The sequence below is a fragment of the Anaeromassilibacillus sp. SJQ-5 genome (assembly GCF_054108045.1).
On the sequence record NZ_JBPJWQ010000001.1, the window covers coordinates 2,229,240 to 2,246,372 of the forward strand.

General features: G+C 62.5%; 12 protein-coding genes and 1 tRNA gene. 5 read left to right on the forward strand and 8 right to left on the reverse strand.

Annotated features, from left to right (window positions below; all coding sequences use genetic code 11):
- Positions 1–37: 37 nt before the first annotated feature.
- The 5 genes from ACSAMM_RS09545 to ACSAMM_RS09565 all read right to left on the reverse strand — a co-directional run bounded on the left by ACSAMM_RS09545 (position 38) and on the right by ACSAMM_RS09565 (position 3,461).
- Positions 38–1,453 carry an L-fucose/L-arabinose isomerase family protein gene (locus ACSAMM_RS09545; RefSeq protein ID WP_457791180.1) on the reverse strand — a complete coding sequence of 472 codons (1,416 nt, stop codon included), beginning with the start codon at positions 1,451–1,453 and terminating at the stop codon, positions 38–40.
- Between the two features lies 1 nt (position 1,454).
- Positions 1,455–2,333 (reverse strand): D-psicose 3-epimerase, encoded by an 879-nt coding sequence (locus ACSAMM_RS09550; RefSeq protein ID WP_457791181.1) that lies wholly within the window; start codon positions 2,331–2,333, stop codon positions 1,455–1,457.
- Positions 2,334–2,584: 251 nt separating this feature from the next.
- A complete protein-coding gene (locus tag ACSAMM_RS09555; RefSeq protein ID WP_178722930.1) occupies positions 2,585–2,773 on the reverse strand; it encodes a 4Fe-4S domain-containing protein in 189 nt (62 codons plus the stop codon).
- Between the two features lie 2 nt (positions 2,774–2,775).
- Complete coding sequence (locus ACSAMM_RS09560) at positions 2,776–3,117, reverse strand: cupin domain-containing protein (protein ID WP_178722929.1); 342 nt, start codon at positions 3,115–3,117, stop codon at positions 2,776–2,778.
- 260 nt (positions 3,118–3,377) lie between these two features.
- Positions 3,378–3,461: transfer RNA gene (locus ACSAMM_RS09565), tRNA-Leu, on the reverse strand.
- 192 nt (positions 3,462–3,653) lie between these two features.
- Here ACSAMM_RS09565 and polA point away from each other — a divergent pair.
- Positions 3,654–6,236: a DNA polymerase I gene (polA, locus tag ACSAMM_RS09570; RefSeq protein WP_457791182.1), complete on the forward strand. Its 2,583-nt coding sequence runs from the start codon at positions 3,654–3,656 to the stop codon at positions 6,234–6,236.
- Positions 6,237–6,550: 314 nt separating this feature from the next.
- On the opposite strand, the gene ACSAMM_RS09575 is transcribed toward polA, so the two are convergent.
- Positions 6,551–9,577 (reverse strand): EAL domain-containing protein, encoded by a 3,027-nt coding sequence (locus tag ACSAMM_RS09575; RefSeq protein ID WP_457791183.1) that lies wholly within the window; start codon positions 9,575–9,577, stop codon positions 6,551–6,553.
- A gap of 90 nt (positions 9,578–9,667) precedes the next feature.
- Complete coding sequence (locus ACSAMM_RS09580) at positions 9,668–11,170, reverse strand: extracellular solute-binding protein (RefSeq protein ID WP_457791184.1); 1,503 nt, start codon at positions 11,168–11,170, stop codon at positions 9,668–9,670.
- Positions 11,171–11,462: 292 nt separating this feature from the next.
- On the opposite strand from ACSAMM_RS09580, the gene ACSAMM_RS09585 reads away from it, so the two are divergent.
- From ACSAMM_RS09585 to ACSAMM_RS09600, 4 genes are read left to right on the forward strand one after another with little or no spacing between them, the layout of a single operon-like run.
- Positions 11,463–11,930, forward strand: coding sequence for a MarR family transcriptional regulator (locus tag ACSAMM_RS09585; protein WP_178723392.1), 468 nt, complete (start codon positions 11,463–11,465; stop codon positions 11,928–11,930).
- Between the two features lie 40 nt (positions 11,931–11,970).
- Entirely contained in the window at positions 11,971–13,875 is a 1,905-nt protein-coding gene (locus ACSAMM_RS09590) for a glycosyltransferase (protein WP_457791185.1), read from the forward strand.
- A 47-nt stretch (positions 13,876–13,922) separates the two neighbouring features.
- The gene (locus ACSAMM_RS09595) at positions 13,923–15,107 is read left to right on the forward strand and encodes an AI-2E family transporter (protein WP_178723388.1); all 1,185 of its coding nucleotides are present in this window, start codon (positions 13,923–13,925) and stop codon (positions 15,105–15,107) included.
- A gap of 39 nt (positions 15,108–15,146) precedes the next feature.
- Complete coding sequence (locus ACSAMM_RS09600) at positions 15,147–15,908, forward strand: putative ABC transporter permease (protein WP_178723386.1); 762 nt, start codon at positions 15,147–15,149, stop codon at positions 15,906–15,908.
- A gap of 118 nt (positions 15,909–16,026) precedes the next feature.
- Here ACSAMM_RS09600 and ACSAMM_RS09605 read toward each other — a convergent pair whose 3' ends face one another.
- On the reverse strand, positions 16,027–17,118 hold the full coding sequence (locus ACSAMM_RS09605; protein WP_457792172.1) for a catalase: 1,092 nt from the start codon (positions 17,116–17,118) through the stop codon (positions 16,027–16,029).
- Positions 17,119–17,133 lie beyond the last annotated feature (15 nt).

Genomic DNA, 17,133 nt, shown 5'->3' on the forward strand with positions numbered 1-17,133 from the left:
GTGTACCACAAACCGGGGGATCAGACAACCGGCGCGGCTAGGCCATCCAGCGACGACGCAGTTCGTCGGCGCCGGGCTCCACCACGTCGGCCGTCAGGCCGGGGATATATCGGCAGGCCTCTAGAAGAATGTCGCCGTAATGCCCGTACACCCCGGACACATGGTGAATGTAGGGCCCTTCCACCAGCCGGTGCTCCCACAGCGGCCAGTTTTTCACCTTCATCCAGACATAACTGCCCAGGTTCCGCGGCCCCTCGGTGGTGACCGCCTCCCCGATGAGCAGGCGGTAATCCCCGTGATCGCCGTCGAACCGCGCGATGGTCAGCTCACCGCTTTTCAGCTCCCATTGGGCCACACCGTAGCGATCGGCGTTGTATCGATTCAGCCCCGCCGTCGCGCTCGCCTGGTCCCCCGCCAAGGAGCGGGGGAAGTTGCCGCAGTGCCAGAGCAGTTCGGCGTTGTCGTCCTTCGGATGGCGGACGGTCAAATCCGCGAAAAACTGCGGCTCCGTGTTAAAGGTCAGGGCCTGGGTCATGACGGCGGTGATCGCCCCGTGAATGTCGGTCTCGCACACCACCGGGAGTCCCTCGTCCGACAGCAGCGCGTTGGACAGGCAGGGCATGACGCCCGTCAGATGCTGCAGAGAATCCCAGCATTGAATCGCCACGGCGCGGCAGCCGCGGGCCTCCGCCAGTGACCGCATGGCCAGCTTGAGTCCCGCCGTCTTTTCGATCCCCTCCTTGCTTCCGGCAGCGCTGATGGAGCGGATATACTCCACGGTCTCCCGGAACGCCGGCTCCCGCGCGGCCATGACGCGCTCCATTTCGGTAACCAGGTCGTCCAAAGTCACCGGGCAGCACTGGATGCCGAACCTCTCGATGAGCTCGTTCTCGTTGCAGATGACGCTGCAAAAGGGGGCCGGCCGGGTGGAAATCTGCAGGATTTTCAGCCGGGTCACCGCCTTCACCACGCTGGCCACCCGCAGGAATTTATCAATCCCCGTATGAAACTCCCGACTGTCTGCCCAGGAGTTGGTCAGATAAGTGAAGGGGACGTTATGCCGGCGCAGCACCTTGCCAGTGGCGAACAAGCCGCACTGGGAATCCCGGCTGCGCAGGCCTTCCGCGTCCGGCGCGTCATCCCGCGGCCCCCACAGCAGCACCGGCAGCCGGAATTCCCGTGCCACCTGGGCCACGCAGTTCTCCGAACCGAAATTGCAGTGGGGGAAGAACAGGGCGTCGACGTCCGCCGCCCGGAATTTTTCCACCACCGCCGGCACGTCCGCGTCCCGGAACAGCAGCTCCTCCTCGTTGATTCCCGCCAAATCCACCAGCTCCACCGGATGGCCCGCCAGCGTCTCCTTCACCAGCCGGCCGTACCGCATAGCCTCCTCCCGGCTGAACACATCCCGCCGGGTCGGACAGTATCCCAGCCGTATCGTCGTCTTTTGCATCTCACAACCCCCATTTTTTCAGCATGGCCTTCTCGAACGCCAGCATATAGGCGGCTTCTGCGTCCAGCGCCGCCTCCGTCGTATCCTCCAGCAGGCTGCGCCAGCTGCAGACGCTGCGGCCCACTTCGCCGCCCACGGCCACAAACGGCTCCGCCACAATGCGGCCGGTATACCCGACGGCCTTCAGCGCCCCGAAAATTTCATCCCAGTCCAGGTGGCCCCGCCCCGGGCAGCTGCGGTTATTCTCCCCCACATGGAAGGCGACGAGCTTGTCTCCGGCCAGCCTTATGGCGTCCCCGATGGACGGCTCCTCGATATTCATGTGGTAGGTATCCAGCAGGATCCCCACGTTCTGACTGCCCACCATGTCCACATACCGCGCCGCCTCCCGGGCCGTGTTTACCACCACGCCCTCAAACCGGTTCACCGCCTCGATGCCGTAGGTAATCCCCAGCGCCTCCGCCTTGGCCGCCAGCTTTTTCATGCACGCGACGCTGTGCCGCGTCCGTTCCTCCTTGTCGATCGCCCCGTCAGGAATGCCCCATCCGGCATAGGACACCCCGGACAGGATTCGCCCGCCCATCAAGGCCACCCGGTCCATGATGGCGGAGAGGTACTCCATTCCTCGCTCCCGCACCGCCGAATCCGGCGAGGAGATATCATACGCCTGGTCCAGCCCCAGGCTATAGGTCAGCTCCACCCCCTGCTCGCCGGCCAGATTCTTGAGCTCCAGCAGGCGGGCCTCCTCCATGTCCAGCAGCGCCTGCGCCTGAAATTCCAGCACGTCGTAGCCGATTGCCGCCGCCTTTCGTATGTACTTCGCATGGTCCGCCGCCCAGCTCTGTTCCCAGAAATTCAGAAAAATCCCCAGCTGATTCATGCCGATTCTCCTTTCTTTCCGCGGCACATCATTATTTAACCGCTTAAATAGCGTAGCATATTCAATCCCATTTAATATCATTCTGATAAAAATTGACGGGGTATTTCCATAAAATTCAGGTATTTGCAGGGCAAATTTCTTTGTTTTTGTTCTCAAAAGGAGCTGCCCGTCAGAATATTTCACCGTTTTATTTTTTGGACAGTAAAAAGCGGCAGAGCCCGCACAGAGGGCTCTGCCGCATGAAAGCTGCGTTAGTCTTCCGTTTCGATTACCTGAACCGGACAGTTGTCGGCGGCTTCCTTCGCGCCGTCCTCGACATCCGGCGACGGCGCGGCCGCCACCTCCGCCAGCCCATCGTCCGCCATGCGGAACACCTCCGGGCAGGTGGCGGCGCAAAGCCCGCAGCCGATGCAGCCGTCTCGATCAATTTTTACTTTCATAGTCACACCTCCTCCGGAAATAGGACGATAAGCAGCATTTTGAAGGGCTCCGTTGCCAACACCGCGTGCGGCTTTTTGGCCGGCATAACGATGGCTTCTCCGGCGTGCACCAGGTGCTCCCGGCCGTCGATGGTGATGACCCCCTGGCCGTCCAGCCCCAGAACCATGGCGTCCCCGCCGGATTCATGGGTGCTGATCGCCTCCCCTTGATCGAATGCAAACAGCGTCAGGCTGTGGTGGCGGGTCTGCGCCAGCGTTTTGCTGACAATCTGCCCGGGCTGGTACGATACCTCGTCGGTTACGGCCAGGCATTTCTCGTGCTCGATGTTCTTAATCCATGCCATCGCAAGGCTATCCCCTTTCGCGCTATATGCCTTATCCTATCCAGGAACCGGCCGATATATTCCACCCCGGTATCAGGCTGACCATCCTGCGACCAGTCTTAACGTAATTCTAAGTAATAAAAATAAAAGAAGTCGATCGTTTTACAGCAATCGGCTTCTCTTGACAAAATATACTGTGGTGACAAACAAGATATCCGCTCGCGGTCGAGCCACACAATAAAAATGGCCGGCAACTCATTACGAATTGCCGGCCACGGGTCTGGTGCGGTCGACGGGACTTGAACCCGTACGTCAAAGACACACGCACCTCAAACGTGCCTGTCTGCCAGTTCCAGCACGACCGCATATGGCTCCGCCAGGCGTCCGCCTTTCGGATGCATGGGTTATTATAGCATTCGTGCCGGGCGCTGTCAACTGGTTTTTTATACGAATTCCGGACAAGCGTATTCTTTCGCGCCGGGCGGTCGTTTCATTTTTCCGGAAAACGTGTTATACTAATCCGGATAACGAAAATTTCCTTGAAGGAGGCGCTTCGCATGCGCTTGTTGGTCATCGACGGCAACAGCATTGTCAACCGGGCGTTCTACGGCATCAAGCTGCTGTCCACCAAGGACGGCCAATACACCAACGCCCTGGTCGGCTTTCTCAATATCCTCCAAAAGCTCCAGGACATGGCCCAGCCCGATCACGTGGCCGTGGCCTTTGATTTGTCCGCCCCCACCTTCCGGCACGAGAAATACGCCGCGTACAAGGCGGGACGCAAGGGAATGCCGGAGGAGCTGCGGCAGCAAATCCCCGTGCTCAAGCAGCTGCTGCCCCTGATGGGCTACACGCTGGTGGAGCGCGAGGGGTACGAGGCGGACGACATTCTCGGCACCCTGGCCGACGCCGCCGCCAAGGAGGGCGACTGCTTTTTAGCCACCGGCGACCGGGATTCCCTCCAGCTGGTGGGCGAGCATGTCACCGTCCTGCTGGCCGCCACCAAAATGGGACGGCCCGAAACCACCGTCTACGACCCCGCCGCCATCCAGGAAAAATACGGCCTGACGCCGGATCAGCTCATCGATCTGAAAGCCCTGATGGGCGACACAAGCGACAACATCCCGGGCGTGCCGGGGGTGGGGGAAAAAACCGCACTGGACCTGCTTCATAAATACGGCTCGCTGGACGCCATCTACCGCGATCTCGCGGCTCTGGAGATTCGGGACAGCCTGCGCCAGAAGCTGGAAAACGGCCGGGAAAGCGCGTATCTCAGCCGGGAGCTGGGCACCATCTGCCGCACCGCGCCGGTGGACACCTCCATGGACGCCTATCAAATCCGTCCGGTACAGCGGGAGCCGCTGGCCCGCCTGTTCGCCCAGCTGGAATTCTTCAAGCTGATAGAGAAAATGGGGCTGAACGCCCCCCTGCCCACCCCCGCGCTGGACGAAAACGGAGCGAACACTTCCCCGGCCGCCGCCCCGCCCATGGAAGGGCCGGAGGCGCTGGACATCCTGTGCGAAGCCGCCCGCCGGAGCGGGCGGCTGGACGTCCTTCCCGATACCTCGGACGGGGAACTGACTGGCCTGTTCGCCGCCTGGGAGGGCCATACGGCCTGTATTCCCGCCGACGCGCCCGGTTTCGAGCGGCTGCTCGAGCTGCTCGAGGATCCCGCCGTGGCCAAGCGCACCCACGACGGCAAGCTGCTGGGCGCGGCGCTGCTGCGGCAGGGCCGCCGGCTGGCCGGCCTCTCCTTTGATACCATGCTGGCCGCCTATCTGCTCAACCCGCTGGCCTCCGGCTATGAGCTCGGCCGCCTGGCGCAGGAATACGCCGTCGAGGGGGATCCAGCGGCGGAACCCATCCGCCTGCTGCCCGGCACGGCCGACCGCCTGGCCGAGGAAATCACCGCCCAGGGACTGGAGGAGCTGCTAAATGGCATGGAAATCCCCCTGTCCCAGGTATTGGCCGCCATGGAGCACATCGGGGTGGCGGCGGACGGCCCCGGCATCGCCGCCTTTGGGGAAACCCTGCAGGCCCGCATCGATGACATCCAGCGGCAGATATACGACGCCGTCGGCTATACCTTCAACCTCAATTCGCCCAAGCAGCTGGCCAAGGCCCTGTTCGAGGATTTGGGCCTGCCGGCCAAGAAAAAGACCAAGTCCGGCTATTCCACCAACGCCGATGTGTTGGAAAGCCTGCGGGACGCCCATCCCGCCGTCTCCATGCTGCTGGAATACCGGATGCTGGCCAAGCTGAAATCCACCTACTGCGACGGCCTGCTGAAGGTCATCGGACCGGACGGCCGGATCCACTCCTCCTTCAACCAGACCGAAACCCGCACCGGCCGCATTTCCTCCACCGAGCCCAATCTCCAGAACATTCCCGTCCGGCAGGAGCTGGGCCGGGAACTGCGCCGCTTTTTCCGTGCGCCGGATGGCTGGGTGCTGGTGGACGCGGACTATTCGCAAATCGAACTGCGGGTGCTGGCCCACATGGCGGGAGATCCCACGATGATCGAGGCCTTCAACTCCGACATGGACATTCACCGCATCACCGCCTCCCAGGTGTTTGGGGTGCCGGAGGAGCTGGTCTCCCCCCTCATGCGCTCCCGGGCCAAGGCGGTCAATTTCGGCATCGTGTACGGCATCGGCGCCCACTCCCTCTCCGAGGACATCGGCGTCTCCTACGGCGAGGCCAAGGCCTATATCGAGGGGTACCTCCATCATTATGCCGCCGTGGCGGGCTTCATGGACGCCCTCATCGAGCGGGCGAAGGAAACCGGCTGCGCCGAGACCCTGTTCCACCGCCGCCGGCCCCTGCCTGAGCTGAAAGCCGCCAACGGGGTCACCCGTTCCTTCGGTGAGCGGGTGGCCCGCAACATGCCCATCCAGGGCACCGCGGCCGATATCATCAAATTCGCCATGATCCGGGTGTCTGACCGGCTGGCCGCCGAGGGGCTGCAGGCCCGCCTGATCCTTCAGGTGCACGACGAGCTCATCGTGGAGGCGCCCGCCGCCGAGGCGGAGCGGGCCGCCGCCGTTCTGAAGGAAGAGATGGAGGCCGCCGCCAGCCTGAAGGTCAAGCTGGCCGTGGACGTCCACACCGGCGCCACCTGGTACGACGCCAAGGGCTGAACGCATAAAAGGACGCCGTTTTAGCGGCGTCCTCAGCTTGTCGACTTTGTCGACAAGCTGCTGGACGGGGACGCCGGATCACGGCGGCTCACTGACGTTCGCCTTGTTCCCTCTGTCCCCGCCAGTGCCACCCCTGCTCTTGAAAACCGGCGGAAACACATGTGTTTCCGCCGGTTTTCGCCTATAAGGTGTGTTTGCGAGGCACATGTCCTCGCAAACACCGATCGGTAACCCGCCTCCGCTTTTTTCGTTTCACGAATGGCGGATTCCCTTTTTCGACAGCCTGAGGACGCCGTTTTAGCGGCGTCCTTTTCTTATGGTTCGGTACGGCGGGCCGCGGCGGCACGGATGGAGCCCACGATATCCTCCGGCAGCGGGCCGGGCTGATCGGCGGGGCGGCCGAGGTAAAAGCCTTGGAGATAATCCACCCCGTTTTCAATGAGAACCTCCATCTCTTCCTGGCATTCCACCCCTTCCGCGATGACACGGATCCCCCGCTCCCGGGAATAGGACACCAGGTTGCGCAGCACCTGCAGACGGTTATTGTCCGCATGGATGTTGCGCACGATAGCGATATCCAGCTTGACGAAATCCGGGGACAGATCCACCAGAATGGATTCCCCGTTGTAGCCCGTGCCGTAGTCGTCCAGCGCCAGGGCCCCATTCCAGCGGCGCACGAATTCCCGCTTGATAGCAGTGAAGCGATCATCTGGACGATCGTCCTCGGTCAGCTCCATCACCAGGCGGGGAAGCAGCCGCGCGTATGTCTCTTCCAGCCGCTGCAGCTCATCGGCGGACAGCACCTGGTTGGCAATGGAATTGACGAAAATCCGGCAGCCCGTGTTCGCCAGCGGCAGACGGGAGAAGCCCTCCAGCGCCTTGAACCAGGTCAGCCGCTCCACCTCGCCCAGCTTGGACTGGGAGCGGGCCAGGCTCAGCAGCTCATAGGGGGTCTTGATATTTTCGGTGTGCGGCCGGATAAGCGCCTCCACCCCGAACAACGCGCCGGTACGGGCGTCCACAATGGGCTGGAATTGGAAGGACACCCGCTCGTTTTCCAGCAAGTCGTTGAGCTCCTCCTTGCACTGCAGCAGGTGGGCCTCCCGAACATACCTCTCGCGGTCGAATTCATTGAACTGGCCCTTATTGGTGCGCTTGACCATATACATGGCAAAATCCGCGTACCGGATGAGAACGTCGTACTGCCGGGAATCGTCCGGATACCACGACACCCCCGCCGAGGCCCGCACCGGCACGCAGGACTGATCCGGCAGCCGGATGATCGCCGTTTTCATGGCTTGGCGAATCCCCTCGAGCACCCGCCGGATGCCTTCCTTATCCGCGAACCCATGGAAAAAGACCACGAATTCGTCGCCGGAGAGCCGGGATACCACCGCCTGATCCCCCGCATTGTCCCGCAGCATGTCCGCCGCCCGGCGGATATAGCTGTCGCCGTAATCATGCCCGTAGGTGTCGTTGATGTACTTCAGATTGTCCAAATCCATCATCATCAGGGCGGACACCCGTAGCTTTTCCGGCTGGGCAAAGAGCGCTTTCATCCGCTCGTGGAAGGCCCGGCGGTTATACAGATTGGTCAGGATGTCGTAATCCCGGTCGTATTCGATTTTCTTCTTTTCCACCATCTCCTGGGTGATGTCGGTGAACACCCCGATGTACCGATCGCCGGCCTCCAGGGCTTTCAGCCGCACCCAGCGGGGATTCCCGCTCTTTTCCAGGCGGAAAATACACAGGCTCCCGTCCTCGGAGACTTCTTCACAGCAGTCCTTCAAGCCCTCTGTCCGCCGCTCAAATTCGTCCGCGGAGAGAACGGCCTCGGGCGGCGGATCCTGCATCAGCACCTCGAACAGCTGCCCGGTCCAGTACACTTTCCGCGTTTCCTTATCGTATTCAAACGCGCCGATGGCGATCCCCGCCATCTCTATGATGCCGGACAGGCGGGAGGACGCGTCGGCCACCTCCTGGCTGAGGGACTGGACCGCATCGGACAGCTCGTCAATTTCGGCGATGCGCACCGCTTCCAGGTGGATGGGCTGGCTGGGATCGCTGTTCCGCAGCTTGCGCACCAGCGCCGCGATGGGCCGGGTGATGAGCTTGGCCACAATCTCGATGCCGATGATGCCGAGCACCAGGGACGCGAGCAGCGCCACGGCGATGAGCCTCTGCACCGAACGGGAAAACCGCAGCAGCTCCTGCTGGTTGGCCACGCCGACGAGCACCCATTGATCCGCCTCGAATGGGGTATGGCTGTTATACAGCTTGAGCGGGTGAACGGTCGCGGCCGCCTGCTCCTTTCCGCCGGCCTGCGCGTGGTAAATGTTTTCAAATTTCTCGCTTTTCTCAAAGGTGAAGACCGGCGAATCCCCCAGCAGGTTGCCCAGCATGGAGCCGCTCTGGGTGATCGGGGCGCAGGCAAACTGCGCGGGATCCTCCGACGCCTCCCGGACGGCCAGCAGGTAGCCTCCCTTGTTGCCGGTCTGCACCTCGCCGGAGGGCAGGGATTTGTTCAGGTATTCCAGGGAGATTTCCACCCCCAGCACGCCAAAAACCGTCCCGTCCCGGTACTGGAGGGGGACCGAATAGGTGATGATTTTCATCGCGTCCCGGGCATCGCGTCCATTTGTGCCGTTGAGATAAAACGGACGGCTCCAGTAGCCCAAATCGCTGAAATCCGCGCCGGGGTTCTCCCGGGCGGCCAGCAGAGGCTTGAAATAGAACGCCTGGCTGCTGTCCCCCGGAAAGGCGGCGGCCGTCGCCCCGCCCGCCGGCTCGTCGAAGGTGAAATAGGGCATCCACAGGCTATCCATGGCGATGTTGGTGTTCTGGGTGATATACGAGGGGGCCCGCTCAGCCAGCAGATCCGAGTTGTCGGTCGGCCCGGTGGACGGGTCGGCGTCCCGGAAATACAGCCCCGGCTTGCGCAGCCGGCTGTCCGCGTCCCGATCCGCCGCGCTGCCGTCCAGCACGATGAAGGCGCCGCTCACGGCGTTCCGGCGCAGCAGATACACCATGGAGCTGCTGTATTTTTCCAGCAGCTTCCGGGTCAGCTCCCCGTCGGCGGTGATGTCGGCCGGGGTTTTTCCCGCAGCATCCAGCACCGTTTCCGTGGAGGCCAGCACCCGGTTCAGAGTCTCCCCCACGTTGCTCCAGCGCTGCACCATCAGGTTCTGTAAATCGCTGGAACGGCTGGACGATTTTTCCGTCAGGGTGCCAAAGGCGTTTTTCTGCAGCTCGGAAATAACGCCGCTGACCTGAATAGAACCGAAAAAGATCCCCGCCTGCACCAGGAAAACCAGCAGGATCGGCCACAGGATTCGCTTCATAATAGACGTTTTCCGAGAGGTCATCGAATCTCACCCTGCTTTCTCCTGCCGGCTCAAACGGCTATCTTGTCTGGAAAACCGCGCTTCGGTTTACCCCTGCGCGGAGGCGCTGCTGACGGCGGCGTCCAGCGCCCTACGCAGGGAGGCCGTCCATTCGCGGAAATGCTCGTCGGTGGTCAAGGCGGCGGCCGCTTCGCCGCGGGACACCCCGGCCTTGACCTTCTCCGCCACCTTCGCCCCGTCCGTTTTCAGCAGATTGGTCAGCGTGGTCTCCAGCACGTTGCGGGCCTCGTTGCCCCCGCTGAACGCCCGGTTAGTGTACAGGTTGCAGTCCAAAACGGTCTGCATGGACACCTTCAGGCAGGCCTTGGTATTCTCCGAAATGGTATCCTGCCCGAGCTTGGCGATGGCCGTCTCCAGCTTTTCCATGGTGTTGGCTTCCTTTTTCACCGGCAGATAGCCGGAGGAAACGGAGAAGGACAGGTTGCGATCCGCCTGGGTGAACCATTTGAGAAACTCCACCGACGCAAACTCTTTTTCCGCGGTGGAGTTGGTGACCACCATCCCCGCCCCCTGCTGGACGGCATAGGGCCGCCCGCCCTCGAACCGGGGCGCGGGCAGAACAGTGGCCTTAATGTCGTAGCTGTCCTTGTCGCCCTTGATCACCGCAGCCGGAAAATAGGAAGCCGTGGTGGAGGATCCCACCAGCGCCAGAATATCGCCCACTTTGGCGTCGTCCGAGCGGAACTTGCCGTTGGCGGCGAAATACCCGTGAATAAAGGGCACATAATAGTTATCCCATAACTTGCGCAGCATGCTCTCCTCCAGTTGGAAGGTGACCGCGCCGTCCTTGACCTGGAAGATTTCCGCCCCCAGCTGGCGGCAGCCGATGATAAAATAGTTAGCGACAGCGTCCCGGCCGAAGAATGCCTTGCCGTCGTCCTTGACCTCCGGCGTCAGGGAGTCCGTCCATTCGTAATACGCCTTGGCGGTTGCGGTCACCCCCTCGATGGTGGACAGCTTGCCGATATCCGCCCCGGTCGCCGCGGCAAAGGTGTCCCAGTCGGTACGGTTGAGCATGAACACCTCCGTGGATTTGGCAGTGGGAAAAATCTTCAGGGCGTTGTCCTTGCCCATCCGGCCCTCCTCAATATAGGAGGGGATGTACGAGTCGATTTCCGCCTGGGTCAGGTACTGACTGAGATCGGTGACCAGCCCCATGCTGTCGATTTGATAGGCCGTGTCGGCATAGGCGGCGAAAATATTAGGCACGGGATCGCTGCCGACCTTGCCGGCGGCGGAATCCAGGATACTGTTTTTCAGTTCGGTGATGCTTCCCAGGTTCACGGCCTCCACCACGATGCCCTTGTCCCGCCCGTCGGTCTTGTTGAATTCCTCCACCATGTCGGTCAGCGCGTTTTTCTGGGATCCGTTGTAGTAATGCCACAGGGTAATGGATACCGGATTGTTGGGATCCAGCTTCACGGTTTTCGCCGTTTCCCCCGAGGTCTCGCCCTGGCCGCTGGTGCAGCCCGCCCCCGCGAGCAGCATGGCCGCCGCCAGAATTGCCGCGAGCCGTCTGCCTGTTTTCATCCTCCCACGCCCCTTCCATTCTTCCCGATTGCTGATACAAACAGGAAGTGCTTTCATTATACATCCTTCCCCCCGCGCTGGCAACAAGATTCGCGGTTGGCGGGCGCACCGGCGCTTTCCCGCGCAGCTGGGAACGGCTGCTTTCCTCTTTTTTCCTGTTTCGATCGCGGATCTTCATCAAATTTTAATAGTAAACCTTTGACAATCATTCTCTCATGTTTTATACTGATAGACAGCCGGCGATCCGCCGGGTGGAATATTTACTTTTACACGAACGGAGGGAGCTGTATATATGGAAATCGTTGACAACCATTCGGTGGCGCGAGAATGTATTCAGTTTCTGATGCTCTTCTTCGCCATATCGAAAAAGCCGCGGGCGCCGCTGGCGGAAATCAAGCTGCATTCCCGCGCCTTCGACGTGCTGTTCACCCTGCAGGTGTTCCCGGGGAGGGAGCTGACCATGTCGGCCCTGGCCGAGGAGATGGGCATTTCCAAGCAGCAGCTGACTAAGCTCATCAATCCCATGGAGGATCAGGGCCTGGTCACCCGCACCCATGACCGGAACAACCGCCGCCAGGTACGGATCGCTATCACCGACCGGGGCAAGCAGGTGGTGGACGGCCTGCTGGAGAACGCCGCTGAGCAGCTGACTCCCGAAATGGCCGTGTTCACCGAGGAGGAAAAGCAGGAGTTTCTCGCCTGCGCCGGCACCTTCCGGCGGCTTTTAAGCAAGCTGGAAAGCGGCGGGCGGGCGAAGTAACCCCCTGTTGGAATCACCACCAGAGAAAGGCAGGCGCTTTATGAACATCGTGTTGGTCATCGACCAGTTCGACAACGGCAACAACGGCACCACCATCACCGCCAGGCGCTACGCCGAGCAGCTGCGGCGGCGAGGCCATCGCGTCACCATTTTGGCAGGGGGAGAAGCGGCGGAGGGGAAGATCTGCGCGCCGGTGCATAAAATTCCGGTGTTTCAGCCCCTGGTCGAAAAGCAGGGCTTCGGCTTCGCCAAGCCGGACGAGGAGGCGTATTACCAGGCCTTCCGGGACGCCGACGTGGTGCATTTCTACCTGCCCTTCCGCTTTTGCCGCCGGGGGGAGGAAATCGCCCGGCAGATGCGCGTGCCCACCGTGGCCGCCTTCCACATGCAGCCCGAAAACGTCACCTACAGCATCGGCATGGGAAAAAGCAAACGGCTCAACGATTTTCTTTACCACTGGTGCTACCGGAAATTTTACAACCGCTTCCGCTACATCCACTGCCCAAGCGAGTTCATCGCAGGGCAGCTGAAGGCCCACGGCTACGACGCGGAATTGCGGGTCATCTCCAACGGGGTGGATCCCCTGTTCCGCCCGGTGGACACCCCGCGGCCCCCGGAATTCGAGGGCAAATTCGTCATCCTGATGGTGGGCCGCCTGTCCGGGGAGAAACGGCAGGATCTCATTATCGAGGCGGCGAAAAAGAGCCGGTACGCCGACAAAATCCAGCTGGTGTTCGCCGGCAAGGGACCCAAGGAAAAGGAATACCGCCGGCTGAGCGCGGGCCTGGCCCATCCGCCCGTCATAGGCTTCTACGGCCAGGAGGAGCTGCTGCGGCTGCTCAACAGCTGCGATTTGTACGTCCATGCCTCCGACGCGGAAATCGAGGGCATCTCCTGCATGGAGGCGCTGGCATGCGGGCTGGTGCCGGTTATCGCCAATTCCCCCCTGTCGGCCACTCCCCAGTTTGCGCTGGACGATCGCAGCCTGTTCCAAGCGGGCAACGCCGGGGATCTGGCGGACAAAATCGACTACTGGATCGAGCATCCGGAGGAGCGGGCGGCGCAGGGCCGGGCCTACGCCGCCCGGGGGGACGAGATGCGGGTGGACGCCTGCGTGGCCCGGGCAGAGGACATGTACCGGGAAGCCATCCACGACTGCCGCTTTCATGGCTACAAGCCGCCCAGGCAGGGCCGGCTGCGCCGCCTGACCCACCCCGATCCGGACAAGGCGAACCAACAGTTTTATCACGCCTCGGCGCTGAAAAAGGCGGTGTTCGGGGCGGTGACCAATTTTCTGACCCCCCTGCTGCTGTTCATCGACGGGCTGTTCTTCGGCCTGCGGGTGGAGGGGCGGCGGCATCTGCGGGGAATACGGGGCGGGGCGGTGACGGTGATGAACCACGTCCATCCCATGGACTGCACCATGGCCAAAATCGCCGCCTTCCCCCACCGCCAGTATTTCGTCAGCCTGCGCCGCAACCTGGAGCTGCCCTTCACCGGGTGGCTGGTCAAGCTGTGCGGCGGGCTGCCCCTGCCCCCGACGGCCAGCACCATGGTGCCCTATCAGCGGCATCTGGAGCAAGCTATCCGGCAGGGGGATTTCGTCCATTTTTATCCCGAAGGGCTGCTGGTGCGGTATCACAAAGGGCTGCGCCCCTTCCACGGCGGCGCGTTTCTCACCGCGGCCCGCGCCGGGTGTCCCATCGTCCCCATGGCGGTGGTCTTCCGAAAGCCCACCGGCCTGCGGGCCCTCTTCCGGCGGGGAGACGACATGACCCTGCGCATCGGCGAGCCCCTGTATCCCAACCCGGCCCTGGGGCCCAAGGCCGCGGCCCAGGCCCTCCAGCTGCGCACCCGCTACGCCATGGAAATGCTCCTGGGCGATTCGGCGGGCGGCTATCCCCTGCCGGCGACCGACTGGGAGGAAGCAGAAGACAACATTTAGAGCCATGTTGGCCAATACTGTTAGCTAGCCGAAGGAGGTAAGCGGCCATGCCGTGGAACCGCAAGCAAATTCGTGTTCTTTTCGCCCTGGTGGCCTTCGGCGTCCTGCTGTTCGTCGGGCTACAGAACCTGGGCACTGTCTGGGGCTTCGTGCAGATCCTCATCGGGCTGCTGATGCCGTTTATTATCGGGCTGTGCATCGCCTTTATCCTCAGCGTCCCCATGCGGGCGGTGGAAACCCATCTGTTCCGGCCGCTCGACAAAAAATGCGGGCGGATTTGGCGGAAAATTCGCCGGCCGCTGGCGGCCACCGTGACCCTGCTGTTGGCCCTCGGGGTGCTGGCGGCGGCGGTGTTCCTCATCATCCCGGAGCTGGGGCGCAGCCTGAGGACGCTGGCGGACAGCATCCCCGGCTTCATCGCCCGGGCCCAGGCCTGGCTGACGGAGCTGGCACAGAAATACCCCCAGTGGCAGGACTGGATAAACGACCTGCAGCTGGACTGGAACGCCATTGCCCAGAAGCTGCTGGCCTTTGCGCAGAGCGGGGCGGTGGATCTATTCAACTCCACCGTCAGCCTGGCCACCTCCATATTCAGCGGGGTGTTCAACCTCTTCCTCGGCGTGATTTTCGCCATGTATGTGCTGATGCAGAAGGAAACGCTGGCCCGGCAGATCACCAACGTGCTGCGGGCCCATCTGCCCGACGCCAAGACCGACCGGCTGCTGGAAATCGGCCGGCTGTCTAACCGCACCTTCTCCCGGTTCCTCACCGGGCAGTGCCTGGAGGCGGTGATCCTCGGGCTGATGTTCTTCGTCACCATGTGCATTTTCCGCTTCCCCTATGCCCTGATGATCGCGGTGCTCATCGCCGTGCTGGCCCTTATCCCAATTTTCGGAGCCATCATCGGCTGCGTGGTGGGGGCCTTCCTCATCTTCGTGGGCGACCCGATGCAGGCCTTCTGGTTCGTGGTGATGTTCCTGATATTGCAGCAAATCGAGGGCAATTTCATCTATCCCAAGGTGGTGGGCACCTCGGTGGGACTGCCCTCCATCTGGGTGCTGGCGGCGGTGACCGTCGGCGGCGGGGTGATGGGCATATTCGGCATGCTGGTGGCCGTTCCCTTGAGCTCCGTGCTGTACAGCCTGCTGCGGGACAGCACCAACCGCCGACTGGCGCGCCGGGGGATCCCGGTGCCGGACGGTGACCCACCGTCCGCAGACGACACACCATAATACCGCGCCGCCCCGCGCGGCGCTGACCTGGAGGTACCCATGTCTGTCATCGAACTGCCCGTCCGCTCTCCGGAGGAGGAAGAGCTGCTCCATCCCGTCCTGGCGCCGGAAACGGCCAATTCCGAGCCGCCGGACACGGGCGAGCGGCGGGAGCGCTCCTTCGCTCACGGGCTCAACTTTTACAAGCTGTTCTGGGTGTTCCTTATCGGCTGCTTCCTGGGAGTGATCATCGAGCTCATCTGGTGCGCCGTGCTGTATCAAAAATTCGAGAGCCGGGCCGGCCTGATTTACGGCCCCTTCAACCCGGTTTATGGCTTTGGCGCCCTGGTACTGTCGGTGGGGCTCCACTGGCTGATCAAGAAGCGGGATCTCTGGGTCTTTTTGGGCAGCGCCGTGCTGGGCAGCGCGGCGGAATTCGCCTGCTCCTGGTTCCAGGAAATGGTGTTCGGCTCGGTCTCCTGGCAGTATGACGGCACGGTTCTCAACCTGCAGGGGCGCATCAACCTGCTGCACGGGCTGCTGTGGGGGCTGCTCGGGCTGCTGTGGGTCAAGGAGCTGTATCCCCGGCTGTCCAGACTCATCGAAAAAATCCCCAACAAAATCGGGGTGGCGCTGACCTGGACGCTGGCGGTGCTCATGGCCGCCGACATCGCCATTTCCGCCATGGCCGTCTACCGCCAGTCGGAGCGGCGAGAGGGGATTCCCGCCAGGAACGCGGTGGCCGCTTTCCTGGACGAACACTATCCCGACGAGTTTCTGGCCAAAATTTACACCAATATGGTGCCGGTGGAAAAGCATTAATCTTTATTCCTCAAAATGAATAGCCATGCAGAAATACCACAGATAGAGCTGAAAAATCCCGCACTTTTTCGAACAGTTCGAAAAGTGCGGGATTTTTTTCGCACAAAAGCGCGCGGCATCAAGCTGGGTCGATCCGATACGCCGGGATCTGCGCGGCCAGAGCCTCGCCAAAGGCCTCGTCCGCCTGCCGGGCGTACCCGATCACGCAGCGGCGCACCGAGGTGGGCTCGACGGCCAGGCTGGCGGCCATATTATCGATGAGAGCAGCCTTCTCCCGTGCGGGCAGGCAGCGGTACCGCTCCCCCGCCTGGACGAAGCCATCGGCCCCGCGCCGAGGGCCGGCGGGGCGCACCGGCACCTCCCGGCCAAGGGGGACCGGACGGGTCCAGCAAAGGGGCGGACGGCCCGGGGCGATCGCGAAGCCCGGCGGCAGGCGGGTGGGGGCGAAATCCACCACGGTCTCGCCGGGTGCCGCCTTCCGCTCCAGCATCAGGCGGCCCACGGGCAGGAGGGGAAAGCGGAGCTCATCCCAGATCTTGGTGGGATCCAGGGGGTCGAAGGGCAGCGCTGCCCCCTCTTCCGGCGTCATCAGCTGGACGCAGAGGTCAAAATCCACCGTCCGGCCCAGGGCTAGGGTGTCGTGAAAGTCGCGGCGGACACAGGCGGGCTCCAGCGCGGAGCGGCGAGCGGCCTCCCGCCGGCTGAGGCATTGCTCCCCCGCCACCGGGATCCAGTGGAAGCGAACGATGTGCACGCCCTCCGGCCCCCGCCACAGGCAGGTCTGGCTTCCATAGGCGCGGATGTGGCGCAGGCTGCCCACGGTACCCAGGTCGGAGAAGTACCAGACGGCGAAGGGAAAAGCCTCGGGATTCTCGGCCACAAAGCGCCAGAGGCTGTCCGCCCCGCCGGACAGGGCGCGCAGAGCGCGGGGAAATTTGACCGCGTCCCGCACCGGAAAAACAGGCAGGTGGGCCCCCAGCAAATCCAGGGGGCCCTGCCCGGTGTACAGCCTCACGGACAGGCACCAAACGCCGCGGGAGGCGTCGGGGCCGTCTCCTGCGGCCCGCTCGAAGCGGGCGGAGGCCTCCACGCGGCCGCCCGCCTCCTGCAAAAAGGCGGCGGCGGTATAGGGGGCCATGGAGCGGTAGCAGAGGAAATGGCCGCGGGCTTCCGCCGCTTGGCCGGGGACGGCGGGCTGTTCGGGATGGATGGGAACCCTCCCCTT